Source organism: Sneathiella sp. HT1-7, assembly GCF_020731145.1.
GTDB lineage: Bacteria > Pseudomonadota > Alphaproteobacteria > Sneathiellales > Sneathiellaceae > Sneathiella.
The window spans coordinates 142,391-167,267 of record NZ_JAJFZN010000001.1; the positions used below are offsets into that span (position 1 = coordinate 142,391).

General features: G+C 51.9%; 20 protein-coding genes. 11 read left to right on the forward strand and 9 right to left on the reverse strand.

Features of this window, described 5'->3' with window-relative positions:
* Positions 1–7: 7 nt before the first annotated feature.
* On the forward strand, positions 8–1,405 hold the full coding sequence (locus LKE13_RS00725) for a di-heme oxidoredictase family protein (RefSeq protein WP_227947769.1): 1,398 nt from the start codon (positions 8–10) through the stop codon (positions 1,403–1,405).
* A 2-nt stretch (positions 1,406–1,407) separates the two neighbouring features.
* Here LKE13_RS00725 and LKE13_RS00730 read toward each other — a convergent pair whose 3' ends face one another.
* Entirely contained in the window at positions 1,408–2,583 is a 1,176-nt protein-coding gene (locus tag LKE13_RS00730; RefSeq protein ID WP_227947770.1) for an MFS transporter, read from the reverse strand.
* Between the two features lie 185 nt (positions 2,584–2,768).
* Between LKE13_RS00730 and LKE13_RS00735 the strand changes: the two genes are divergently transcribed.
* The gene (locus tag LKE13_RS00735) at positions 2,769–3,923 is read left to right on the forward strand and encodes an Acg family FMN-binding oxidoreductase (RefSeq protein ID WP_227947771.1); all 1,155 of its coding nucleotides are present in this window, start codon (positions 2,769–2,771) and stop codon (positions 3,921–3,923) included.
* Entirely contained in the window at positions 3,920–4,402 is a 483-nt protein-coding gene (locus LKE13_RS00740) for a MarR family winged helix-turn-helix transcriptional regulator (protein WP_227947772.1), read from the forward strand. Before LKE13_RS00735 ends, LKE13_RS00740 begins: the two co-directional genes overlap by 4 nt.
* Here the strand turns inward: LKE13_RS00740 and LKE13_RS00745 are convergent.
* A complete protein-coding gene (locus tag LKE13_RS00745; protein WP_227947773.1) occupies positions 4,399–5,283 on the reverse strand; it encodes a DMT family transporter in 885 nt (294 codons plus the stop codon). The two genes, LKE13_RS00740 and LKE13_RS00745, sit on opposite strands and share 4 nt — an antisense overlap.
* Positions 5,284–5,491: 208 nt before the next feature.
* Between LKE13_RS00745 and LKE13_RS00750 the strand changes: the two genes are divergently transcribed.
* The 4 genes from LKE13_RS00750 (at position 5,492) to LKE13_RS00765 (ending at position 9,614) form a co-directional block, all read left to right on the forward strand.
* Positions 5,492–6,496, forward strand: a complete 1,005-nt coding sequence (locus LKE13_RS00750; protein WP_227947774.1) for a metal-dependent hydrolase — start codon at positions 5,492–5,494, stop codon at positions 6,494–6,496.
* A gap of 165 nt (positions 6,497–6,661) precedes the next feature.
* Entirely contained in the window at positions 6,662–7,363 is a 702-nt protein-coding gene (locus LKE13_RS00755; protein WP_227947775.1) for a hypothetical protein, read from the forward strand.
* Between the two features lie 64 nt (positions 7,364–7,427).
* Positions 7,428–8,279, forward strand: coding sequence for a DMT family transporter (locus LKE13_RS00760; RefSeq protein WP_265334739.1), 852 nt, complete (start codon positions 7,428–7,430; stop codon positions 8,277–8,279).
* Between the two features lie 138 nt (positions 8,280–8,417).
* A complete protein-coding gene (locus LKE13_RS00765) occupies positions 8,418–9,614 on the forward strand; it encodes a glycerophosphodiester phosphodiesterase family protein (protein ID WP_227947776.1) in 1,197 nt (398 codons plus the stop codon).
* Here the strand turns inward: LKE13_RS00765 and putA are convergent.
* The 7 genes from putA to LKE13_RS00800 all read right to left on the reverse strand — a co-directional run bounded on the left by putA (position 9,611) and on the right by LKE13_RS00800 (position 20,435).
* Entirely contained in the window at positions 9,611–13,312 is a 3,702-nt protein-coding gene (putA, locus tag LKE13_RS00770; RefSeq protein ID WP_227947777.1) for a bifunctional proline dehydrogenase/L-glutamate gamma-semialdehyde dehydrogenase PutA, read from the reverse strand. The two genes, LKE13_RS00765 and putA, sit on opposite strands and share 4 nt — an antisense overlap.
* Before the next feature lie 183 nt (positions 13,313–13,495).
* Positions 13,496–15,043, reverse strand: a complete 1,548-nt coding sequence (locus LKE13_RS00775; protein WP_227947778.1) for an acyl-CoA carboxylase subunit beta — start codon at positions 15,041–15,043, stop codon at positions 13,496–13,498.
* A gap of 143 nt (positions 15,044–15,186) precedes the next feature.
* On the reverse strand, positions 15,187–16,059 hold the full coding sequence (locus tag LKE13_RS00780; protein ID WP_227947779.1) for a pirin family protein: 873 nt from the start codon (positions 16,057–16,059) through the stop codon (positions 15,187–15,189).
* 16 nt (positions 16,060–16,075) lie between these two features.
* Complete coding sequence (locus LKE13_RS00785) at positions 16,076–16,858, reverse strand: 3-hydroxybutyrate dehydrogenase (protein ID WP_227947780.1); 783 nt, start codon at positions 16,856–16,858, stop codon at positions 16,076–16,078.
* A 60-nt stretch (positions 16,859–16,918) separates the two neighbouring features.
* Positions 16,919–18,694, reverse strand: coding sequence for an SLC13 family permease (locus LKE13_RS00790; RefSeq protein ID WP_227947781.1), 1,776 nt, complete (start codon positions 18,692–18,694; stop codon positions 16,919–16,921).
* A 41-nt stretch (positions 18,695–18,735) separates the two neighbouring features.
* Complete coding sequence (locus tag LKE13_RS00795; protein ID WP_227947782.1) at positions 18,736–19,125, reverse strand: nuclear transport factor 2 family protein; 390 nt, start codon at positions 19,123–19,125, stop codon at positions 18,736–18,738.
* A complete protein-coding gene (locus tag LKE13_RS00800) occupies positions 19,122–20,435 on the reverse strand; it encodes a mechanosensitive ion channel family protein (protein ID WP_227947783.1) in 1,314 nt (437 codons plus the stop codon). Before LKE13_RS00800 ends, LKE13_RS00795 begins: the two co-directional genes overlap by 4 nt.
* 170 nt (positions 20,436–20,605) lie before the next feature.
* Between LKE13_RS00800 and LKE13_RS00805 the strand changes: the two genes are divergently transcribed.
* The 4 genes from LKE13_RS00805 (at position 20,606) to LKE13_RS00820 (ending at position 24,850) form a co-directional block, all read left to right on the forward strand.
* Positions 20,606–21,853, forward strand: coding sequence for an MFS transporter (locus tag LKE13_RS00805; protein ID WP_227947784.1), 1,248 nt, complete (start codon positions 20,606–20,608; stop codon positions 21,851–21,853).
* A 26-nt stretch (positions 21,854–21,879) separates the two neighbouring features.
* Positions 21,880–22,251 (forward strand): cupin domain-containing protein, encoded by a 372-nt coding sequence (locus LKE13_RS00810; protein WP_227947785.1) that lies wholly within the window; start codon positions 21,880–21,882, stop codon positions 22,249–22,251.
* A 130-nt stretch (positions 22,252–22,381) separates the two neighbouring features.
* Entirely contained in the window at positions 22,382–23,719 is a 1,338-nt protein-coding gene (locus LKE13_RS00815; protein WP_227947786.1) for a TolC family protein, read from the forward strand.
* Positions 23,720–24,850: an efflux RND transporter periplasmic adaptor subunit gene (locus LKE13_RS00820; protein WP_227947787.1), complete on the forward strand. Its 1,131-nt coding sequence runs from the start codon at positions 23,720–23,722 to the stop codon at positions 24,848–24,850.
* Positions 24,851–24,877: the final 27 nt, after the last annotated feature.

Sequence of the window (24,877 nt, forward strand, 5' to 3'; positions counted from 1 at the left end):
AATAAAAATGCAACGGACGCTTTGGGTCACAGTAGCCCTGATACTGCCACTTATCCTGTCGGCAACTATCGTTAAGGCCGGCTACGACATCAAAGCGCCCATATCTGCTTCTCCGGGTGGGGAGACAACGCAACCGACCCGGGGGAAAAATTCTTTTTCACTGCCTGCCGCGAATATAAACCGCGATCAACTTCGTATTTTTTTCTTTGGCAACAAGCTCTTCAATACAAACTGGGTAATCGCGCCCGCGTCGGTCAAAACACTCGATGGCCTCGGTCCGACCTTTAACCGCGTCTCCTGCTCGGGTTGTCACTTACGAGACGGGCGCGGCCAGCCACCCACGAAAAAGGGCGGGGAATTTCTTTCCATGCTTGTCCGGCTAAGTGTCCCTGGCGCGGCTGAGCATGGCGGCCCAAACCCTCATCCTATCTATGGCGATCAGTTAAATGACCGGTCAATTCCCTCTGTTCCGGCGGAGGGCAAGGTCATGATCGAAACTACCGAAATTTCCGGCCAGTTTGCAGATGGCACGCCCTATTCCCTTCTCCGGCCGGAATATCATTTCTCCGACCTTGCATTCGGTCCATTGGGACCGGATATTATGATTTCACCCCGGGTGGCTCCGGCCGTCATAGGCCTTGGGTTGCTCGAAGCGATTTCTGAAGAGGATTTAAAGGCAATTGCGGACCCGAAAGATGTCGATGATGACGGCATTTCCGGCCGGCTCAACCATGTGTGGGATCAAGGCAAAAAAGCAATGCGCATTGGCCGGTTCGGCTGGAAGTCAAACGCGGCGTCACTTCTTCATCAGAACGCTGCCGCCGCTTTTGGCGATATCGGCCTTACTTCAAATTTGTTTCCTGAGCAGAATTGCCCGGAAGGGCAAGACGCCTGCCGCAATGCACCGATTGGGAATGCGCCCGAGCTTAGTGATGAGTTTCTGGACAAGATGACACTCTATACCCAGACGCTTGCAGTCCCGATCCGGCGGCATGTTGATGAGCCGGATGTCGTTGCAGGGGAGTCATTGTTCCGCGATATCGGCTGTGCCTCTTGCCATATCCCGACATTTGTAACAGGAAAACATCCGGCGCTACCGATACTCTCCAACCAGACGATCCACCCTTTCACGGACCTTTTGCTCCATGACATGGGCGATGACCTCGCCGATGGCCGGACGGATTTTGTGGCGACTGGCAAAGAATGGCGCACCGCACCGCTCTGGGGTATTGGTTTAGTTGAGGCGGTCAACAAACATTCAAGGTTCCTCCATGATGGCCGCGCCCGCTCAATCGAGGAAGCTATCCTCTGGCACGGCGGAGAGGCGAAAAATGCAAAGGACTCATACCGCAGCCTGGATGCCTTGGAACGCGGGCAACTTCTGGCTTTCCTGAATTCTCTTTAAATTTACTGCGCCGTATGCAATCGGTCATAACGCTTTACCTGCCGCAAGAGGATCAGAGCCAACAACAGCCCGATTGCGGAAAGTAGTGACATAAACAGGAAATTATAGGAGCCATCCTGCTGATGCAGCCACCCGGCCGCAATGGTGAAAATGCCGAAGAATACCCCCATGGCGAGGCTGTCATAGAGGCCTTGAGCGGACGCCGAAATTGCCGGCGGCACGCGTTTTCCGATATACGCAATGAATGACATATAGAGAAGCGCGAACGTCAAGGCGTGAAGAGTCTGGGCGAAACCGATGAGGATCGGTGAAGCCGCGACGGCAAGCAGAAGCCAGCGCACCACGCCTCCAAGTGCCGCGACGGCAATCATCGGCGTCGCACCAAAGCGGGCGATCAGACGGCCTGAGACTGCGAACATCCCGATCTCTGCCACAACCCCGATCACCCAAAACAGCGTAATTTCAGCATTTGTATAGCCTAGATTAGCCCAGTGAATAGCACTAAAGCCATACAGTCCAGCATGGGTGGAAAGGAGCAAGGAAACGGTTACTACAAAGAGCGGAAAATTGGGCAGTGTGAGTGGCCTGAAGAATGGCGCTTTTCCTTTTTCGGGCTTCGTCTGGATTCCCGGAAGCAAAAGAGAGACGAAAAGCAGAAATACCGCCGCCAACACCATCGACACATAGATTGTGTCAATGCCATACTGATCGGCTGCAGCCCCCACGAGAAGCGAAACAGCAATAAAGCTCAATGATCCCCAGAGGCGGGCTTTGCCGAAATCGATACCGACTGTCTGCTGCGCGCGAAGTGTCAGTCCGTCGGAAAGCGGTACTGCAGAGGAAAGAGCCGCCCCCGCCGCACCCCAGATCAACGCATAAAGAAGCCACCCCTCCGTGTAGGGGAGCAAAATCAGGGCCGCAATAACGAACAGGGCCAAGGCGATCAGAATGCTTTTGCGATTTCCCGTCATATCCGCGATCCATGACGTCAGGGGCACAAAGATCAACTTGGCCCAATAGGCCGCGCCCATCACAATGCCGACATACTCCACCGAGATATAATGTTCGAGCCATCGCGGCCAAATAGGAATAGCGATCCCATAGACCGAGAAAAAGGCGACGTAATAGAGCGACATCCGAAGATGTGCGGATCGCTTTGAATAGTCAGGCTCTGCCATCAGGAAAAACACTCGCCAATTAGCGGAGGTTCTTCATAGCTCAATAAGTACTCACAACAAACTGAAGAATTGTCAGGCTCTGCCCGGCCCCCGCATTTCCATTAAATAATGTGACATAGATCACTTGAATTCCATGGAATTTACTTTATTCTAATACTCATACAACGATGAATGGAGGAATTGTGATGGATCGGCGCAAATTTATTAGGACAATTGGCGGAAGTGGATTAGTGATCGCGGCTTCCGGGTTCTCTTTGTCCAGATGCGATCAAATGCCGGAAAGCGCAATTTCCCCTTGGAGCGGGCCGGCTCCGGACCTTCCCGATCGGGAGTGGCTGTTAAGTTATGCCATCCTCGCTCCCAACCCCCATAACAGGCAGCCTTGGCTCGCGGATCTATCCAAAGATGATGAGATTACCCTGTTTGCAGATCCAGAAAGATTGCTTCCTCATACAGATCCTTTCGGGCGACAGGTCCTGATCGGCCATGGCACATTTCTCGAACTTCTCGGCATTGCAGCACGGGAAAAAGGCTACCGCACGAAGATTACACTGTTCCCGAACGGGGAGCCAGCAGGTGACAGCCTCGAAATCGGAACCATGCCAGTGGCACGCATCCAGCTTGAAAAGGACGTGTCCATATCTACCGATCCCCTTTTCGGTGATATTCTCAACCGCCGTTCCAACAAAGAAGGATATGAGAAGGCTTATCTCAACGCGACAGATGAGCAGATCATAGAAAGCCTGCCATTGCTTGACGGGCAAAGAACCGGTATTGCAACAAATGAAGCGGATGTCTCTCCCCTTAGGGAGTTTGCTCGCCTCTCGGTTCTCAAGGAAATTGAAACGCCCCGCACTCTCCTTGAAAGTGTTGAACTAACCAGAATAGGTGCCACGGAAATTGCCGCAAACCCTGACGGGATCGACTTGAACGGCCCTCTATTCTGGTGGCTCAAAAGGTTTAATTTAATGAGCAAGGAAAAGGCAATGACGCCTGGCACATTGGCCCATCAAGGCGGTATCGATTACGCCATGGGGTGGGTAGAGGGTACTTACAATATGGGTTGGCTATCAACCGCTGATAATTCAAGAAGCGCGCAAGTAAATGCCGGCCGGAGCTACGTTCGCCTGAACCTAATGGCAACCAATGCAGGAATTGCCATACATCCGGTTAGCCAGGTTTTGCAGGAATATCCCGAAATGCAAGAGATTCAATCCGACTTTTTAGATCATTTAGGGATAGAAGCACCCGAAACCGTGCAAATGTTCTACCGATTAGGCTATCAAACTAACGTTTCCCCTTCCCCACGCCGTAAAATGCCTGATATAGTAATCGCATGAGCGCAAACAGAGAAAACGAGAAGTATGACCGGAAGGAAGAGCTTCCGTCTTCGGATTTTCGCATCATCAACTGGATTGGGATTATCAGCCAGCTGACGGATACGAAGATGCGGCAGCTTCTCGACGGAACAGATGTTCCTCCTCCACAGTTCATCCTTCTCAACCATTTTATGCATCAGCCTGAAGAGGGCAAGACAGTCTCCGGGATCGCTTGGGCCATGCAGCAGCCGCAGCCGGGCATAACCAAGACAATTGCGAAGATGCTCAAAAAAGACTTTCTGCGCGCGGAAGACAATCCAGCGGATGGACGCTCAAAAATCCTTTATCTGACCAAAGCTGGTAAGAAGGCCCATGCAAAGGCGCAGGAGCGATTGGAAGCTGCACTCGCCGATACCTTCGATGGCTGGCGTGAGTGGGAGAAAAAGGACTTTTTCAGCTTCCTCGACAAGCTGAAGGTCTATCTGGACGAGAACCGCTAAACTTCGGGTTCGTTGGCAAGTTCGGGAGTTTTCTTTGCCGTTCGAAGATTGATTATCGCGACACCGGCAAGAGTCACTATTCCTCCAAGAACAAAGCGCAATGTAATAGGCTCGGAGAAGAGCACGACACCGAAGGCAACGCCAAATATCGGGGCCAACAACCCAAAGGGCGTCAATGCGGCGATCGGATAACGCTGAATAAGATAGTACCAGCCGCCATGGGCAAAAATCGTAGTGACGACAACAACAAAAGCAAGGGCACCGACCGCTTCCCATCCCATCGACATTACTGAATCAACCTGACCCGTTTCCAGAATAAATGAAAGCAACATCAATGGCAGAACAGAGATCGCACCGATCCAAGCTTGCATCGACATGGTACCAACATTCTGGATTTGCCGCATCATAATCAGGCCAACGGACATAAAAAGTGCCGCGATGGCAACCAGGGTAACGCCCTCAAGCTGATCAAAAATCACTGGATCAAACCCCAGAATCATGACCCCACCAAACGCCATGATGATTCCCAATATACGCCGCCAGCCGATTGTTTCCTTTAACAGGATCACCGCCATAATCACCGAGAATGGCGCAATAAGTTGGCTTGTGATGGCAACCGCCGTAACACCGCCCGCGGCAAAAATTCCAAGATAAAGAAAAGTGAAATGGAAAACCCCAACAGTTATGGCAATCCAGAAAATCGCCTTCATCCGTCCTTTGATGATTCTCAAGAAGGGCGACAGCAAAATTGCCACCAGCAAGAATCGCAGCGCCGTAAAGAAAAGGGGCGGAAAATGATCAAGGCCAACCTTCGACGCAACAAATGAAAATCCCCATATCGCACTGATAACAAGGGCCATCGCAATATGAGGAAGAGACATAGAAGAGCTTTCCAGGCTGTTATTTTGGCCATTTCGGGACTGCAATGGATATTAAAAGCAGTCGCGAGCACATGATTAATGACCTACACATAGCGTAACGTCGTATATATATGCATCATTTATCTCAGGTTAGATGCTAGAAAATAGTTCTGAAGGTGAAAACACCGGCAGACTTGGTAAATAATCTGCACTCGGATACAGGGATAGAATGGATTCAGTTACGCAGTTTGTATTAGGTGCCAGCATTTCCGGTGCGTTGTTAGGCCCACGCATTGGGCCAAAAGCCCTGTTGATAGGCGGCATTGTCGCGACCTTACCCGATCTTGACAGTTTTGTTCCTCTTGATGATGCCATCGATAACATGACTTATCATCGGGGCTTCAGCCACTCCGTTATTGTTCAAACGGTCCTCTCTCCGCTGATCGCACTCGCGATAGGCAAGATCGCCCCGTCAAGCTGGCAACATAAGAAAATACTCTTTCTAACGGTTTGGCTCGCTTTGATTACCCACAGCCTGCTGGATTCGCTAACAACTTATGGTACGCAGATTTTCTGGCCACTGAACGTTGGACCGCCTGTCGCCTTGCCTGCTGTTTTCATAATTGATCCAATTTATACGCTGCTTCTGCTGATCGGAATTGCGACAATATTTCTGGCGAGGAACAAACCGGGCGGCGGTTTTCGTATAAACCGGATTATGCTGGCACTCAGTTGCGCCTATCTAGCCATCGGGCTTACAGGAAATACGATTATTTCCAGTCGTGCCAGCGCTGACCCGCTCCTTCGAGATATGCGCATACATGTTCAACCCACGGCCTTTAATCTTCTGGTATGGCAAGTTACGGCCATTTCTGAGGAAAAGATTTCGACCGGATTGACCAGTCTTATCAATGACTGCGGCATTCGTAATCTTGTAACGGTTCCGCGACAGCAAATTCCGCATGGTATCAAGGATATCCCACCATCTGTGAAAAGACTGGAATGGTTTACAGACGGATTTTATTCCTATGGGGAAAGGGATGGCGCCCAGACCATTACGGACTTACGCATGGGCTTTTACCCGAACTATGTTTTTTCTTTCAAGTTCGCAGAAAATTCGTCCGACAACATAGTTATCATTCCACCTGAGCGTATTAGCCTCAGCTATGAAGAGCGTGCTGGTGAAATCTTCTCACTCGTATCGGAAACATTGAAGGGATGCGATGAAAGTTAGCCATGATGGCAATCTCGCTTGCTGTCAGCTGATTTTTTCCGCCTGTCCCCATCCATGTAAATTAACGCTGGCGCAGCTTTGTGCCCGAAGGTACTCTTGGCGGTCTGTCCTCCCCGACGGGTCAAGCGTGCCTTAAATGTAATTTACTGCCTTACGGATATCAGAATGCTTTCGATACTTACTCTCGGCTTTTTAATTGGTATGCGCCACGCGTTGGAGGCAGATCATGTCGCTGCGGTCGCCAGCCTTGCATCGGGCAGCAAGAATATCCGGGAAACGGTATTCCATGGCGCAGTCTGGGGTCTCGGCCATACGATCGCCCTGATGGTTTTTGGCTCAGTCGTTATTATGATGAACAGTACGGTGCCGGAAACACTCGCCCATTGGTTGGAATTTACTGTTGGAATTATGCTGGCGCTGCTTGGGGCCGATGTGATCCGGCGGATGATCCGGGACCGGGTACATTTTCATTTTCATAAACATAAAGCCAACGACCACTCTCATTTGCACGCGCATTCCCACCGCGGTGAGGGCGAACATGCGGCCTCGGCTCATGAGCATACGCATAATAAGGGCCTGACGGCGCGCGTCCTCGCCGTCGGAATAATGCATGGAATGGCGGGATCCGCGGCTTTGGTTCTGCTCGTTGCCGGAACAATTACAAGTACGACGACAGCCATTCTTTATATTGTCCTCTTTGGCTTCGGATCTATTGTCGGTATGGCCGCGCTTTCCGCCGTTATTGCCGTTCCACTGCGCTATTCGGCTGCATCCATGACATGGGCGTATAACAGCATGCAGGTGATTGTCGGCATCGGCACAATGTCGCTCGGCGTTTATACGATGTACAGCCTTGGCCTCGCCTGAAAACAATCGGAAGCATAGAGAGGCAATCTCGCCCCTCGCTACCCTGCTCCCACATGGGGCTTTATTGCTTGCTGTAATGCTTCTTGGTCTGTCTTTTGTCGGCATACGGGCCATTATGACGGATCAGGAGGCTGCCGCATCCCTCGGATTCCTTCGCTATGGGCTCGCGACGCTGATCCTTCTGCCATTGCTATGGCGGCGCAGGATAGTTATGCCTCCGCTGAAAGTGTTCACTATTGTAGCCCTTCTCGGCGTACTCCAGTTTGGCCTTTTCCATCTTTTCGTAAACACAGCCCTGAAGGATATTCCTGCTTCCCGCGGCGCAGTGATCTTCGCCCTTATTCCAATCATGACCATGTTAATCGCGGCTATGGCGGGGCGCGACACACTCAATGGCATCAAGCTGTTTGCGGCGGTCTTATCCATTGTTGGCGTAACGCTTGCCATTGGCGAAAAAGCCTTCGCCCCCAACGCCACGTCAAGTAGCTGGACAGGAGAGATACTCTTCTTTTTGGCAGTTAGCTGCGGCGCAACATATAACGCTTTTTCTGGCCGCCTAATGCAAAATCGCTCTGTCCTGCTACTCACGATTATCGGGATGAGCGCGGGAACCATGGTGATTTTTCCCGTCGCCTATAGCGAAGGAATCGGAACCGTCATCGCCGGATATGACACGCAAGATTGGCTGTGGATACTGTATCTCGCGGGGCCCGCCGCAGCCTTCAGCCTTTTTATATTTAACTGGGGCCTAAAACAGCTCACTCCCTCCCAAGCGGCGATTTATGTACCCATAGCGCCTATCATGGCGGCGGCCTTCGGTGCCCTAATATTGAACGAGCATCTCTCCAATCTCTTCCTTGTAGGATTGGCCTGCGCCGTGGCGGGCCCAATTATTGTGAATTGGCGACGCAGTTAGCGCGGAACAAGTTCCTGTCATAAAATTGAATACACTGCCTTAGTAAAAAGGCTAAAGTTCTATATTGGCGATATCTAAGAGAGAGATTTCATGAAAGCTACCAGATTATTTATATCTTCGTTATTGGCCCTGTTTTTCATGACCTTACAACATGGTGAATCGACCGCTCAGCCGGCAGAAACTGTCTCCTACGGGCCGCGGCCTCTCTTCCTCGTGGATGAAATGGAAACCGGGGAGCTGAAAGAAAAGCTCCTGCAATGTCGGTCGCAACCAGCCAGAACAACAGATTTCTCTATTGGACATCGTGGCGCCTCCCTTCAGTTTCCCGAGCATACAAAAGAAAGCTATCTTGCTGCTGCGCGCATGGGCGCGGGCATCATTGAATGCGACGTAACCTTCACCAAGGACAAGGCACTTGTCTGTCGGCACTCTCAATGTGATCTTCACCAGACGACAGATATTCTTGAACGCCCTGAGCTGGCGGCAAAATGCTCCGTTCCCTTTTCCCCGGCCAGTGAGAATGGTGGTAAGGCGTCTATGAAATGCTGTGCCTCTGATCTGACGCTTGCCGAGTTCAAATCCTTGAAGGGCAAGATGGATGGTGGAAACAAAAAGGCAGAAACCATTACTGAATACCTGAGAGGAACACCCAGTTGGCGTACGGATCTTTATGCCTCGAACGGCACTTTGATGACGCATCAGGAAAGTATCGCGCTGATTGACGGACTAGGACTAAAATTCACACCAGAGCTTAAATCCGCCGATGTTCCAATGCCCTACGCAGGAAATTACAATCAGCAAGACTACGCCAAAGCAATGATCGCAGAGTATAAAGCGGCGGGGATCGATCCGGCGCGTGTCTTTCCGCAATCCTTTAATCTCGACGATGTGTTTTATTGGATCGAAAGTGAGCCAGAGCTTGGTATGCAAGCCGTATTTCTTGATGGACGATATCGCGGCAATAGTCTGAACCCGGCTAATCCGGATACATTCTCACCAAGCATGCAAGAACTCGCCAATAAAGGCTTGCGCTATATTGCACCACCGATCTGGATGCTTCTTGCGTTGGATGAAAACGGCAAGATCGTCCCCTCATCCTATGCGAAGGAGGCCAAAAAGGCAGACCTTAAAATCATTACCTGGACGTTGGAACGCTCCGGCTCCCTCACCACCGGCGGTGGCTGGTATTATAGAACAATCTCGAATGCTATAGACAACGAGGGCGACATGATGACCGTTCTCGACGTTCTGGCGAAAGACGTGGGTGTTGTTGGTGTCTTCTCTGACTGGCCCGCGACAACCACTTATTATGCAAACTGCATGGGGCTTGATTAAGCCTCATTCGCCGCAAGAAGCTTGGTATTGCCGCCCGAAGCAGTCGTATCGACACAAAGCGCCCGTTCCGCAACGTAATATTCCCAATCCTCACTGCCGGTGATCAGCGGGACGATTGATCCGTCGCGAGTTGCAATTGCCTGTCGGTAGGCACGAAGATCATACTCCCCACCCGTGAGGGCAACTCCGGCCAATGACGGCAACGCCGCGACTAATCCCGGTGTCAGTTCCTCCTCAAGGCGGATGATAAGTCCTTTTAGCCCTTTTACCGCGTCAAACGCTTTGATTACTTCTTCGTTTCCTTCCGGCGCATTCGCAAGAATAACGCTGTTTCCGGTGAGCAATGCCGTCAACGCCATTCTGATTGCGTCTGATCCCGCGCACAGAATTATCCCCCGCCCGTGAAGGCCTAGACGATTACTTTCCCCGGTCGGTCCCGCCAGATCGACAGAACCAGGACTATAATCCAGTGCCTGATCCAGAGTTTCCCTGATTGTCTTCTGCAGGGTTACCCGCAGTTTAGAGGAAGAGTTTTCCAACATTGCTCTGCGATCTTCGCTCTGATCCCATCGCGATTGCGCCTGTCGCAACCCTCGGATTACTGCATATAGATTGTCGGATATAGTTACCCTCGGCCATGTGCTGGCAGCCTGCCCAGAAGAGAGCTTTACATGACCTTTCTTCTTCATAAAACGATGAAGATAGAGCGGTCCACCTGCCTTCGGGCCGGTCCCCGACAGCCCCTCCCCACCAAATGGCTGAACGCCAACGACAGCACCAATCTGGTTGCGATTAACATAGAGATTACCAACATGTGCCCGATCACAAACATCCTGAACACGGGTATCGACACGGGTATGCAGACCGAGTGTCAACCCATAACCTGTGGCATTGATCTTCTCGACGACCTTGTTCACGTCCTCTGCCTTGAATGTTGCAACGTGCAAAACTGGACCAAATATCTCTTTCTCTAGTTCCTCAATCCCGTCGATTCGATAAGCCGCCGGACTTACAAAACAATCCGCCTTTGCCTGCGGCGGTAGCGGCAATTTCTTGATCAAACGGCCGGCGTCTTCCATCTTTTTACAGTGCGCTTCAATCATGGACTTCGCATCAAGGTCGATGACTGGCCCCACATCGACAGCAATATCCCAGGGATTGCCAATCTTGAGTTCTGCCATCGCGCCTTCAAGCATTTCAGTAACCTTGTCAGCCACATCCTCCTGTACATAGAGGACGCGGAGCGCAGAGCATCTCTGGCCCGCAGACTGGAACGCCGATGCGACGATATCCCGGATCGCCTGCTCCGGTAGTGCGCTTGAATCAACAATCATGGCATTGAGACCGCCCGTTTCCGCAATGAGCGGCGCCCTCGGGTCTGCATTCTCGGCCATTGATCGCGCAATGCGCTGCGCGGTTACCGTCGATCCAGTGAAGCAAACACCCTGTATATCGGGATGCGAGACCAACGCCGCCCCAACGACCGCACCATCGCCCGGCAGAAGTTGCAGAACATCGCCCGGAATTCCTGCGGCGCGCATCAATTCAACGGCCCTGTTGGCAATTAATGGTGTTTGTTCCGCTGGTTTCGCGATCACGGTGTTGCCTGCGACCAATGCGGCGACAATCTGCCCCGTAAATATGGCAAGCGGAAAATTCCAGGGGGAGATACAGATAAAAAGACCGCGCCCCTCTAAATCTCCCTTTTTTGCATCCTCCCGCGCCCGCAAAGCATAATATCGACAGAAGTCGGCTGCCTCCCGTACTTCGGAAATTCCGTCCATGATCGATTTGCCTGCCTCCCGCGCCAGCAAAGCCATCAGTTCCACCCGGTTTTCCTCGTAAAGATCGGCAAGACGCTCTAATACTTCTGCACGATCATTAATCGGCGTTTGCCGCCAGTCCGTCACCCCGGCAACAGCAATGGAAACTGCCGCACTTATATCATCCGGTGTCGCCTCTATTACTCTACCAACGATATCTGATCGCTGGGAAGGGTTACAGACATCACGTCCCTTACCGGCCACCCGTTTTCCCTCAATCATCGGAGCAGCCTGCCATGTCGTGGCCTTGAAGGCATCGCGACTATCCTCAAACGCCGCCAGTACCGACGGGTTCGGGAAATTAATACCTGCTGAGTTACGCCGCCACTCTCCATATATTGCCAACGGCAAGGGAATTTTGTCATTTTCTATTGTCGAGTAAGATAAAATTGTATCCACCGGATCGCGCACAACTTGCTGCGGTGGAACTTTTTCATCGAGAACCTGATTGACGAAAGAACTGTTCGCCCCGTTTTCAAGCAGCCGGCGGACAAGATACGCGAGAAGGTCTTCATGAACCCCGACCGGCGCATAAATGCGGCATCGATTTTTGTTGTGCGCCATGACAAGGTCATGCAATCCTTCCCCCATGCCATGGAGCCGCTGAAACTCAAAGTTATCGACTTCGTCTGCCATATCCAGAATGCCCGCAATTGAATGCGCATTATGCGTCGCAAACTGCGGGTAAATATGATCTGTCATGGAAAGTAACTTCTTTGCACAGGCTAGATAACTGACATCCGTTGCTGCCTTTCGGGTGAACACAGGATACCCTTCATATCCCATGACCTGCGCGAGCTTGATCTCAGTATCCCAATAGGCGCCTTTGACCAGCCGAACCATAATCTTCCGGTTCAGCTTTTTGGACAGCGCATATAGCCAGTCGAGCACGTAGGCGGCGCGCGGCCCATAAGCCTGCACCACGACCCCAAACCCGTCCCATCCTTTCAGGTCCGGGCTTGCCAACACAGTTTCGATTACATCGAGAGAGAGATCGAGGCGATCGGCCTCTTCCGCATCGATATTGAAGCCCATATTAGCGTTCTTCGCCTGAAACACGAGGGACGACAGGCGCGGCACCAACTCATCAATGACCCGCTTTTTCTGTGCATATTCGTAACGCGGATGAAGCGCCGAAAGCTTCACGGATATACCCGGATTATTACGACTATCCGCATGCCGGCTGTGTTCAGAAATACTGGATATTGCCTTGGCGTAGGCCATGAAATAACGCTGCGCGTCTTCTGCTGTTCGCGCCGCCTCACCCAGCATGTCATAGGAATATGTATATCCCTTTTTCTCCATTCCTCGGGCGCGGCTCATCGCTTCCTGAATATCGCGGCCAAGCACGAATTGATGACCGAGAACTTTCATGGATTGACTGACGGCGGTGCGGATAACCGGCTCCCCTACCCGCTTCATAAGCTTTCGAAGCTGCCCGACGACGTCAAGTGAACCATCACCAAGTGGATGAACAACCTTTCCCGTCAGCATCAGCCCCCATGTGGAGGCATTCACCAACGGAGAGGAAGAATGACCTAGATGCTTGCTCCAGTCCGCAGGGGCGATCTTATCGCTTATCAGCGCGTCCATGGTTATTTCGTCCGGCACACGCAAGAGAGCCTCAGCCAGGCACATCAGGGCGACCCCTTCCTCAGTTGTAAGGCCATATTCACCGAGGAAGGTTTCCATAACGCCGGGGTTGTCAGCACGGCGGAGTTCTTTCACTAAAACCACAGCCTGATCAACGATCCGGTTTCGGGCGTCTTCCGAGAGGTCCAGATCGTCAATCAGTTTATGAACTGCCGCTGCCTCATTTGTGAGATAGTTGTCGCGGATATCGGAGCGAAGTTGCAGCAATTTCTTCTGAGCCATGACCAGCCTCGTCTTTGAGTTATTAGTAAGCGTGAAATTACCACAAATATTACTCTCAAATCGGAAGGCCTTGTGACCAAAGTGCACCAAAATTACGCTGTAAAGTCAGAGCGCCTTCATATCCAGGCATCTAATTTCCTAAAAACCCCCGCCATTATAGGCAAAACGACTATACCAACGCACTTATGGCCGCACCTTGAAGGTCGAAACGCCTGTCTCCCTCAGCGGTGCCGCCATTTCCGCAAAATCACAGAGAAGCTTCCGGGTATCACGCGGATCAACAATTTCTTCGATCATGAAGCGCTCTGCTGTCCGGAAAGGAGACCGCAAGCGATTCAGCCGTTCCTCTATCTCCTCTAGCTTCGCCTTGGGATCATCCGATGCTTCCAGCTCGGATTTATAAGCAGCTTCCAGCCCCCCTGCGATGGGCAACGACCCCCAGTCACCCGATGGCCAGGCATACCTGAGATTGAACCGTCCTGAATTCATATGTGCAGCCCCCGCAACCCCATAGGCTTTGCGTAGAATAATCGCACACCAGGGCACACTCGCCTGTGCAATTGCCGCCATCGCCCGCACACCATGACGGATCGTTGCTTGTTCTTCCGCTTGCCGGCCGACAAGAAAGCCCGGAATATCAACCAGATGAGCAACCGGCAGATGGAATGTCTGCGCAAGGTCAACAAAACGAAGGACTTTATCCGAGGCATCTGATGTCCATGCTCCCGCATAATGATAAGGATCGCTGGCCATAATGGCGACCGGCCAGCCATCCATTCGGGCAAAACCCGTAATAACTGAGCGTCCCCATTTCTTGCCAATTTCAAAGAAACTGCCCTTATCAACGACCGCCTCAATGATTTTTCGCATTTTATAGACCTTGCGCGAATCCCGAGGGATCGCATCGATCAGCCAGTCTTCGCGTCGGTTTGGATCGTCATCGCTTTCGACGCGTTCTGGTAATTCAAAGACAGAAGGCGGCAGGTAAGAAAGAAACCGCCGTGCACGTTCAAATGCTTCTTCCTCTGAATTTGCTTCATCATCCACGGCTCCGTTGCGCGTGTGAATATCAGAACCGCCTAATTCATTCTTGGTCAGAACCTCCCCGGTTCTGGCGACCACAGGCGGGCCCGCGACAAACATCTGGGACGTTTCCTTGACCATTACCGAATAATGACTTGCGGCAACTCGCGCCGCGCCCAACCCGGCCGTTGAACCGAGAGCGAGTGCAACAACCGGTACTTTCGAGAGATTCTCGATCACCGTATCCCATCCACGAACTTCGGGGACATAGGTGCGGCCTTCGGTTTCGATAGTCTTGACCGAGCCACCGCCGCCAGTCCCGTCAACGAGGCGGATCAGCGGCAGACGCATCGTGCCCGCCATATTTTCGACATGGATCAGTTTCTCGCGTATACCTGCATCGTTCGCTCCGCCGCGTACCGTAAAGTCGTCACCTGCGACAACCACGCGACGGCCATTTACACGCCCTCGCCCAGTAATCAAATTTGCTGGCTGCATATCTACAAGATTGCCGTCTGCGTCATATTCCGCCTTCCCCGTGACAGACCCGACTTCTTCAAAGGAGCCTTCATCGACCATTTTGGCGATCCGGTCACGAACAGTCAGCTTTCCGGCATTTACATGACGCGCGACCTTCTCCTCTCCCCCCATTTTTTTGGCAAGAGCCTGACGGGCCTTTAGTTCTTCAATCTCTTTTTCCCAACTCATTTATCTGTCCCTTTTTATTGTTTTTCTTTGGACGCGGGCTGCACTGATTATGACGCATGCGTCGGCTTAGTCTTGTCGATAAAATATCAAACCCGTCAAAGGCATCGCTGTCAACTGCTTCAACGCATGAATAACCTCTGGTATCATTCCGGAAGGAGAACAAACGAGGTCTCACCCGGAACCCTATCGAAGCGCTGACCTCGCCAATCTTCTTTCGCGCGCTCTATTCTTTCTTTGCGGGTCGAGACGAAATTCCAATACATAAACCGCGGCTCTGGCAGCGCGTCACCGCCCAAAACGACAAAGGTCGCTTCCTGCCGGGAGGTCAGTAAGACATTTGGTTTCTTTTCAAGCACCGCAAGAGTGCCTGCCCCAACGATCGCGCCATCAATATCAAGCTCCCCGTCAACAACATAAACAGCTGCCTCGTCATAATCGGGAGCAAACGGGATAGAAACACCGGCTTCAAGTCGTAAATCAACAAAGAAATACCTGTTCATTGTTTCGACGGGCGACGTTTTGCCAAACAGGCTACCCACAACAAGGCGGCCATGCCATCCCTCTCCCTTTAAGTCCGGCAATGCTGATTTCGGGGTATGGGAGAAGACTGGCCGTATCTCTTCATGCTCTTTGGGAAGGGCCACCCACATCTGCAAGCCGTGAACATCGCGATCCTTCGACCGGGTTTCTTCGCTGCTACGCTCTGAATGGACAATCCCGCGCCCCGCAGTCATCAGATTAACATCGCCAGGAAAAATCTCCTGCACCGTTCCCAGGCTGTCGCGATGAAGGATCGCCCCCTCAAACAGATAGGTTACCGTGGCGAGCCCGATATGTGGATGTGGCAGCACATCAATCCCCTCCCCGGCCTTTAGGGTTGTAGGCCCCATATGGTCGAGAAAAACAAAAGCACCAACTGAACGGCATCGCGCGACAGGCAAAAGACGCCGCACCTCAAACCCGCCGATATCCTTGGGCTTTCCGGTGATGCTAAGGGCTATGCTATCCGCAGACATCTAATTTCAACCTCCCCTATTGCGCCGTCCAGCCTCCGTCGATGGATTGCAGACTGCCCGTGATATTTTCAGCAGTGTCACTGCAAAGGAACAGGGCAAGAGCCGCTACCTGCTCTATAGTCGTGAATTTTTTCGTTGCCGCAGCCGCGAGCAGCACGTCATTGATCACTTCGTCTTCGGTTATACCGCGCGTGCGCGCTGTATCCGGTATCTGCTTTTCCACCAGTGGCGTCCAGACATAGCCCGGACAGATCGCATTGACCGTAATATTGTCCCGCGCAACTTCCAGCGCTGCGGTTTTGGTCAGCCCGGCAATACCATGCTTTGCGGCGACGTATGCACTTTTATTGGGTGAAGCAACCAAAGCATGGGCCGACGCCATGTTAATGATCCGCCCCCATCCCCGCTTTGTCATAAGCGGAATTGCATGGTGCATGGTGTGAAATGCCGACGATAGATTGATGGCGATAATTGCATCCCATTTCTCCGTGGGGAATTCGGCGATCGGCGAGACATATTGAATACCCGCATTATTGATCAGTATATCGACACCACCGAACTCTTTGTCCACCATTTCGAACAGGGTCGCAATTTCATCGGGTTTGGTCATATCGGCCGCATTGTACAGACATTTGACGCCATATTCACTTCCGATTGAGCTGCGCAGAGCCTCTATTTCCGCCGCATCACCAAAGCCGTTGAGGATAATGTGGCAGCCCTCTTTCGCAAGCGCTCTGGCGCATCCCTCACCTATTCCGGAAGTTGATCCCGTGATTACCGCGACCTTGTCTTTTAGCATGTCCACATCCTTTTAAAATGCGCCGTGAATAAAAAGTTCAGTTTTGAATACCAACCGCGCTCAGAGCGGCCAGAAAAACAGGATTGCGGGGATAGCGACTGAAATCACAAGTATTTCGAGAGGCAACCCCATCCGCCAATAATCACCAAATTTATAACCGCCGGGCCCCATGATCAACGTGTTATTCTTATGACCAATTGGGGTTAGAAAGGCGCAGGACGCGGCCACCGCCACCACCATCAGAAAGGGGTCGGGATTGGCATTCAGCCGGTTAGCGATATCAACGGCAATCGGCGCACCGATCACCGCCGTCGCGGTATTATTCAACACATCCGAAAGAGTCATGATAACCACCATCAGGACAGTCAGAACGACAACAACGTGAAGCCCCTCTGTCAAATCCACAATACCGCCCGCAATCAAAGCGGTCCCACCTGATTCTTCAAGCGCCGCCCCAAGTGGTATCATCGATCCGAGCAAGACAATAACCGGCCACTCAATATGCTGATAAACCTCCTGAATAGGCACGATATCAAGCGCAACATAGGCAGCGACAACAATCGCCAGCGCCACCGCCAGGTAAAGCCAGCCAAAGCTGGCCACGATAATTGCAGCTGCAAAAATGCCCGCAGCAAGCCCGGCACGGCGATATTGTGTGACGGATAAGCCCCGTTCCGCGAGCGGTAGCACGCCCATCCATTGCGCCACTTCGGGCACCTGATCGACCGGACCGAGCAGAAGCAAAATGTCGCCCGCCTCAATATCTAATTTGCGCACCCTATCCCGAAACTTCTTACCCTGACGCGAGACGCCTAGCAGCGTCACCCCATGCCGGACAAGAAGGCGGAGGGACATGGCAGACCGCCCTTCGATGCGTGAGTATTTCGGCACCACAAACTCCATCAGGACCATCCCGCCGGAAGCAGCCTTTTCGTGCCGTTTCTCTCCGTCAAATTCCAGCTTCATGGCCCCGCGGAACTGATCGATGCTCTTCGCCACCGCATCCACAACCAGAATGTCACCTTCCCGGATTTCCACATTCCGCGCCTGACCCGCAAGCCGCTTGTTGTTGCGGACCAGACCGACTACCGCCGCGTCATTGTCATCGGCGACGCTGTCCAAATCACGGACCAGCATACCAACCGCAGGAGATTCCTTTGGCACCTGCAATTCCGCGAGATATCCTTCCTGATCGAGCAAATCGACAGTCGGCGCCTTGCTATCTCGGGAGCCTGGAATAAAGCGCCAGCCAATGATCATAATAAAGACAATGCCCACAATGGCGCAGGACAGGCCAACCGGGGCAAAATCAAACATCGAGAACGGCTCCCCTAGAGCATTCTCCCGATAGGACGCGATGATGATATTCGGCGGCGTGCCAATCAAAGTGATCAACCCGCCCAATATTGTTGCAAAAGCAAGCGGCATCAGCGTAATGCGCGGTGCCCGTTTCGCCTTGGCGGCCGCCTGCAAATCGACCGGCATCAACATCGCGAGTGCCGCAACATTATTCATGAATGCCGAGAATATTGCGCCTAACCCGCCCATCGCTGCTATGTGGCTGGAAAGTTTCAAATCCAGTGAGGTCAGCCGTCGCGTAATCAGATCAACCGCACCGGAATTTACGAGCCCCCGCGAGACAACAAGTACTAGCGCAATGATAATCGTCGCCGGATGACCAAAGCCTGAAAAGGCTAGCTCCGTTGGCACTAACCCTAGTACGAGCGCGATAACAAGCGCCACAAAAGCAATCAGATCATATCGCCAGCGGCCCCAGATAAGCAATGCAAAGACAACGCCGAAAAGCGAGAAAAGCAGAATTTGGTCCGTTGTCATGGTCATATTTCCGGAAAGTTACAAAGTTGAATTTTCACATTTTACGCGGAGCGGACTAACATTTCCGCCATCTTCTGATGGACAAGATTGATCGCTTTCAAGGGACGGATCATAACTTTAAAATCAACAATTCTACCGTCATCGCCCCACTGTATGAGATCAACCCCGTTGATAACAATACCGTCTATGGTTGTTGTGAATTCCAGAACCGCATCCTTCGGACCGACAATCTCGCGGACATATTCAAAATCATCGCCATTCAAAACCTGAAACGCCGCCATCAGATATTTGCCGGTAATACTTTTGCCATGCTGCGGCGTATGAACAACAGGACTGTGGAAGGTTGCGTCCTCATGCAAAAGAGCGTCAAGTTTTTGCGGGTCACTTTCCTTGATGCAGTCATGCCATGCTGCGACAGTGTTCTCTATCATGCCTCATCCTCATTTGCCGACAATACCGGTGATCCGGGCGGGACCATTTCAACACGAATATCGCGCTGTGGAAAGGGCACATTGATCCCCTCTTTCTTGAAAAGTTTCCAGACGCTCACCAGAACCTCACTCGTCACGTTGCGGCACCCATCTTCCGGGTCCGCAATCCAGAACCTGAGTTCAAGATCAATCGCACTATCGCCAAAACCGCGCATCAGACATTTCGGAGCCGGGTTGCTCAGCACGCGCGGCACTTCTGCTGCCGCACCTACGATCAGCTCGAGGGCTTTCGGAATATCTGTGTCATATGAAACCCCGATTGGCGCGCGCAGCCTTACATTCTTTGAGCTATAGGACCAGTTAATGACCTGCTGTGTGATCAGGTCTTCGTTGGGGATAAGAAATTCCATAGCATCGCGAGTTATGACGGAGGCATATCGAGCCCCCATCGTATTCACGCGACCATAAGTCTGCCCCACCTCAATCACATCGCCCGGCTTGATGCTCCGGTCAAGGAGTAAGATAATTCCACTAATCAGATTGGAAACGATTTTCTGCAGGCCGAACCCGATGCCGACACCAAGCGCGCCACTGAAGACGGCAAAAGCCGTAATATTAATGCCAGAGTTGGACAGGATGATCAAAACTGCCGCGGAGATGAGACCAACCCGTACCAATTTCGCTGTCAGAACCTGAACGGAAGGTGTAAGTGCAGTCGATTTATGGATCCGTGCCTCCAAAAACCGGGAGAGGCCGAAAGTGACCCAGAAAACGATGATCCCCGCCACTAACGCCTTGGCAACGCCGAGCATGGAAATGCGTGTTTCTCCGAGATTGAAGGCAAGATCTTCCAGAAATACCAATGTCGGGGTCAGGAGCCCCAGAATATTGAGCGCGGCGATCGTCCAGGCACAAAAGGCGACAAGACGGGCCCAGATTTTATTCTCGGCAAGGCTTGTGACCACATTTATAACGATCCATGCCACCAGCAGGGAACAAATCGCACTTATGATATGGGACGGCGGCCCGACCCCTTGAAAAATAGCAAGAATGGCGAACTCAATTGCCAGCCAAATCAACGGCAAGGAAAGAGTTGCCAGAATCTCGAATATTTTAGTGAGTGGAGATCCATCCGGGAATCGGCCGCGAAGGCCTAGAAAACCCAACTGTAAGCGGCGGCGTGTAAAGTAAGCAAAGACAAGGCCGCCAACAACCGCGAGAAGCTGTGACAGGATATTCACGTCCGAGGCAAGAGCCGTTAAATGCGCCAAGCTCTGCTCAAAAAATTCGCGTATTTTTTCTGTGTCCATTATGAGTTAGCTTACTCTCTCGCAGACAGGAAGAAAACAACTATCCGATGGAGGAATTTACTGCAGAATATCATTCGATCAAAAGAGGTGCGGGAATTCCACTCCCTATGCTAGGGTGATCCCGAAGAAGAAAATCAATAAACTCTCATTGGCGGGAAAGGGCGCATCACTTGTCCTTTTTGAATTCACAACATAGCTCTGACGCACCGTATCTCGACAGCGGATACTCTTGGCTTCGTCTCTGCGTGTCGGTTCTGATCTCACTGGTCGGAAGCGCGGGTATGTGGGCGGTCGTCGTAGTTTTACCGGCAGTTCAGGATGAGTTCGGCATTGACCGCTCTGAAGCCTCAATCCCCTACACCACCACGATGATCGGTTTTGCTGTTGGCAATTTCATTTTTGGCCGATTGATCGACCGGTTTGGCATTGTGTTGCCAATGATTGCAGCATCTTTAATGCTCGGCGCAGGATTCACACTTGGGGCCATGGCGACTAACGTCTGGACCTTTGCCATTATTCAGGGCGTCTTTATCGGGATTGGTTCCGCGATCACTTTCGGGCCGCTGATTGCCGATATTTCCCACTGGTTTGAGCGGAACCGCGGTATTGCGGTCGCCGCCGCCGCGAGCGGAAATTATCTCGCCGGAACATTTTGGCCGCTTGTTCTAAAAGATATAATCGCTACGGATAGTTGGCGTGATGCCTATATGCTGGTCGCTATTGCCTCTCTCGCTGTGATGATACCCTTGGCCTTGTTGCTTCGCCGTCGCCTCCCTGCGCAAACAGTCGAGCTTTCATCTGCAAATATTACGCCGTCGACCAATAAATTCCGGACCGACATTTCTCCGCGAACCTTGCAAATCCTGCTATGCATTGCCGGCATAAGCTGCTGCGTTGCCATGTCCATGCCGCAGGTTCATATTGTCGCCTATTGCGCCGATCTTGGCTTTGGTGTGTCGGCAGGTGCGGAAATGCTCGCAATCATGCTCGCAGGTGGTATTGTCAGCCGACTGCTTTCCGGCTTTCTCGCGGATCACATCGGGGGGGTCAGGACCGTCCTCCTCGGTTCCTTCCTGCAATGTCTCGCGCTGTTTCTTTACATACCCTTTAACGGCCTCGTCTCACTTTACGTCGTTTCACTGATTTTCGGGCTGTCGCAAGGCGGCATTGTTCCAAGCTATGCCATCATTGTGCGCGAGTATTTACCCGCAAGGGAGGCCGGCGAGCGGGTCGGATTAGTGATTATGATGACGGTTGTGGGCATGGCGCTCGGCGGCTGGATCTCGGGCGTTATCTATGACCTGACAGGCTCCTACCAAGCAGCATTTATTAACGGCATTGCCTGGAATATGCTAAATATGGGGATCATGGGGCTGCTGCTTTGGCGAACACGTCAGGCCAAAGCAGCGCGCGCCTGAAAGGGACAACTGACAAGGGTGGGAAAATGAAACTATCTGTAAGCCATGCGGAGGATGCAGAATTTTCCAGTGGCCTTCGCGGTTTTTTCGAATATCGCGACCTCGGAATTAAAGAGTCAACAGATGGCAAGGTCGGTGCGCATGTCATCCGCGCCGTACCGGGCGAACATGCCGAAGGGGACAAACATACCCATAAACTTGAATTTCAGATGGTCTATATTTTGAAAGGATGGGTAAAATTTTGGTATGAAGGAACAGGTGAAGTAATTTTAAAGGCAGGCTCCTGCGTCCATCAACCGCCTGGAATAAAGCATCAGGAATTAGCACATTCGGACGATCTGGAATTAATTGAGATCATTCTCCCGGCTGATTTTGAAACCGTTGAGGTTGAGGAATGAATACTCCGCAAATTCCCAACCAAAGTCGTTGCTAACACCCCTTTGCCCCAGGACCAATCGCTTTGACATGGTTGAATTGAACCGCTATGTTTTTTCAACTGCTAATTAATGCTCATTGGAAAATGTTGCTATGTTGAAACCTCTCTCTGCATTTTCAGCGGTTTTACTAGGCGGCCTCCTGATAGCATCACCGGCACTGGCGGAAGAAGACCCGCTTTTAACTCTCGAAGACGCCCTTCATCTTGCCAAAACGCAGAATTTTCAGCTCAAGAATGCGGACCTGCAAATTAACGTCGTTGAGGAGCAAAAGAAAGCCGTTCAGTCCAAGCAGTTTCCACAGCTAAGTGCCCATGTGCGCGGTCTCCAGAATTTTGTCGATAATGAGTATACCTTCGAAGAAGGCTCCCTCGGTACGGTAGGCGGCAGTCCTGTCCCGTCCAGCAATGTCGCTATCGATACAACGAACGGCTTTACCACCCATTATTCACTAACGGCGACGCAACCGCTCGTCGGCCTTTATGAAATCGGTCTCAATGTCGACAAGCTCAAAACGCAGCAGGAAATTGCGCGACAGCAGTCTCGCCAGACGGAGCAATCCATTGCCCTTCAAGTCAAGCAAGTTTATTACCAGATCTTGAGCGAAGAGAGCGAGATTGAGGCAACTCAGTCCTCCGTCACCTTCAATGAGGAACTAGTTAAAATTCTGAAGGACAACGTTGCGCAGAAGACAGAGCTTGAATATCAACTCCTGAACGGAGAGGCGCAACTTGCCTCTTCTCGCCACGATCTCCTCACCCAGCAGAACGACCTTCTCACGAGCAAGCAACAGCTCAACACTTTGTTGGGCCGAGATATCTCCATACCGTTCCGTGTCACCCCAGCCAATGCAAACCCTTCCTTTTCCTACGATCCGGATCAAGCGGAAGAGCAGGCGCTGTCGCAGAGGCCGGAAACGCGGGAGGCGCGCCTTCAAGTCGAGGCGGCCGAGACAGAGCTTGAAATTCAGAAGAGCGGGTATCTGCCGGAAGTCAATCTTGTCGCAAGCTACGGTCGGGCGGAAAATACAACACTTCTGCCGGATGAAAGTCTCTATGTCGGGCTGCTCGCGAAATGGGATTTCTTCACATGGGGCGGAAACCAGAGCAATGTCGCTGGATCACGGTACGCCCTGCAGCAGGCGTTGAACTCTCTCCGTGATAATGAGGATCAGATACGCGCACAAGTCAACGCAAGCATTCGTAATCTTGAAGTGGCGAGATTGTTGGTTCCTGTTACCGAAATGGCTAAGAAGGCGGCGGAAGAAAAGCTCCGCGTAAGCCTCAATCAATATAAAGAGAAGACAATCTTACTAAGTGATTTGCTAGACGCCCAATCGCAACTGGAACAGGCAAATGACGATTATCATCAGGCGTTGCTAGGCGTTTGGAATGCCAGCGCCGAGCTGGAGCAGGCGTTGGGGGAAGAATAAATGTCACCAAGATTTTTCATCCTCTTCAGCTTGATGTTAGGCCTATCCGTCCTGACGGCTTGCGATTCAGAGGAAGCGTCAAAACCAGCCCCGCTACAGCCTGTTCGGGCGGAGACACTGTCACAGGACACTCGGCAGACCGATGTCCGCTACAGCGCCAACATAGAGGCGAATACCCAAGTCAACGTCGCCTTCAAGGTCACCGGCTATGTCACTGAATTGATGCAGGTAAAAGATAACACCGGCAAGGATCGCGCGATTCAGGCAGGCGATGTGGTGGAAAAGGGCGATATCCTCGCAACCGTAGATTCAAAAGATATTCGCGACAGCCTGACCCAGGCAAATAGTCAGGTCTCCGCCGCGCAATCGAACCTCAACAAAGGCAAGCAGGATTATGGCCGCGCAACAACGTTGTTTAAATCCGGCAGCATGACCGCCCCCGACTACGACAGCGCGAAACAGGAATATGAAAATGCTGTCGCGCAGTTGGAAAATGCCAAAGCCGCTCAGAAAATTGCCCGCAACAATGTGAATGATTTTGATCTAGCCGCGCCGCTGGATGGGGTGGTCCTACAACGCAACCTCGATATCGGATCGCTCGCCAACCCGCAAACGGTCGCCTTTGTTATAGCCGACACCAAAACGGTCAAAGCAGTTTTCGGAGTACCGGACAATACGGTCCAGTCACTCAAAATTGGGGATACACAGAATCTGGTCACCCAATCTTTCCCCGATAAAGTATTCACTGGCAATATTTCCGAGATTGCCCCGTCCGCCGATACCAATAGCCGGGTATTCAATGTCAAGATCGATATCGATAACAAGGACAACCTTCTCAAGGTTGGCATGATTGCGTCACTTAGTCTGCCAAAGGAAACCGCAAATGAGCATCAGGGACCGCTGCTTCCCCTTTCTGCGGTTGTGCGTTCCAAAACAAATGCTGACGGATATGCTGTTTTCGTCCTTAAATCTGAAGGCAACAAATTTACAGCCCAGCTGACAGACGTCGACCTCGGCGACGTGCACGGCAACAAAATTATCGTCTTGGGCGGGCTTGAGGCCGATGCACAAGTGGTTGTCAGTGGTGCGTCCTTCCTTCGTGATGGCCAGCAAGTGGCCGTTATTCCGTGATTGCATTTGTTGAAGATATGGGGGAAC

Bases quoted from the DNA above. Each gene is read 5' to 3' on its own strand.
- LKE13_RS00725 (WP_227947769.1), top strand. From the start codon at position 8: ATGCAACGGACGCTTTGGGTCACAGTAGCCCTGATACTGCCACTTATC.
- LKE13_RS00730 (WP_227947770.1), bottom strand. From the start codon at position 2,583: ATGGCAGAGCCTGACTATTCAAAGCGATCCGCACATCTTCGGATGTCG.
- LKE13_RS00735 (WP_227947771.1), top strand. From the start codon at position 2,769: ATGGATCGGCGCAAATTTATTAGGACAATTGGCGGAAGTGGATTAGTG.
- LKE13_RS00740 (WP_227947772.1), top strand. From the start codon at position 3,920: ATGAGCGCAAACAGAGAAAACGAGAAGTATGACCGGAAGGAAGAGCTT.
- LKE13_RS00745 (WP_227947773.1), bottom strand. From the start codon at position 5,283: ATGTCTCTTCCTCATATTGCGATGGCCCTTGTTATCAGTGCGATATGG.
- LKE13_RS00750 (WP_227947774.1), top strand. From the start codon at position 5,492: ATGGATTCAGTTACGCAGTTTGTATTAGGTGCCAGCATTTCCGGTGCG.
- LKE13_RS00755 (WP_227947775.1), top strand. From the start codon at position 6,662: ATGCTTTCGATACTTACTCTCGGCTTTTTAATTGGTATGCGCCACGCG.
- LKE13_RS00765 (WP_227947776.1), top strand. From the start codon at position 8,418: ATGACCTTACAACATGGTGAATCGACCGCTCAGCCGGCAGAAACTGTC.
- putA (WP_227947777.1), bottom strand. From the start codon at position 13,312: ATGGCTCAGAAGAAATTGCTGCAACTTCGCTCCGATATCCGCGACAAC.
- LKE13_RS00775 (WP_227947778.1), bottom strand. From the start codon at position 15,043: ATGAGTTGGGAAAAAGAGATTGAAGAACTAAAGGCCCGTCAGGCTCTT.
- LKE13_RS00780 (WP_227947779.1), bottom strand. From the start codon at position 16,059: ATGTCTGCGGATAGCATAGCCCTTAGCATCACCGGAAAGCCCAAGGAT.
- LKE13_RS00785 (WP_227947780.1), bottom strand. From the start codon at position 16,858: ATGCTAAAAGACAAGGTCGCGGTAATCACGGGATCAACTTCCGGAATA.
- LKE13_RS00790 (WP_227947781.1), bottom strand. From the start codon at position 18,694: ATGACAACGGACCAAATTCTGCTTTTCTCGCTTTTCGGCGTTGTCTTT.
- LKE13_RS00795 (WP_227947782.1), bottom strand. From the start codon at position 19,125: ATGATAGAGAACACTGTCGCAGCATGGCATGACTGCATCAAGGAAAGT.
- LKE13_RS00800 (WP_227947783.1), bottom strand. From the start codon at position 20,435: ATGGACACAGAAAAAATACGCGAATTTTTTGAGCAGAGCTTGGCGCAT.
- LKE13_RS00810 (WP_227947785.1), top strand. From the start codon at position 21,880: ATGAAACTATCTGTAAGCCATGCGGAGGATGCAGAATTTTCCAGTGGC.
- LKE13_RS00815 (WP_227947786.1), top strand. From the start codon at position 22,382: ATGTTGAAACCTCTCTCTGCATTTTCAGCGGTTTTACTAGGCGGCCTC.
- LKE13_RS00820 (WP_227947787.1), top strand. From the start codon at position 23,720: ATGTCACCAAGATTTTTCATCCTCTTCAGCTTGATGTTAGGCCTATCC.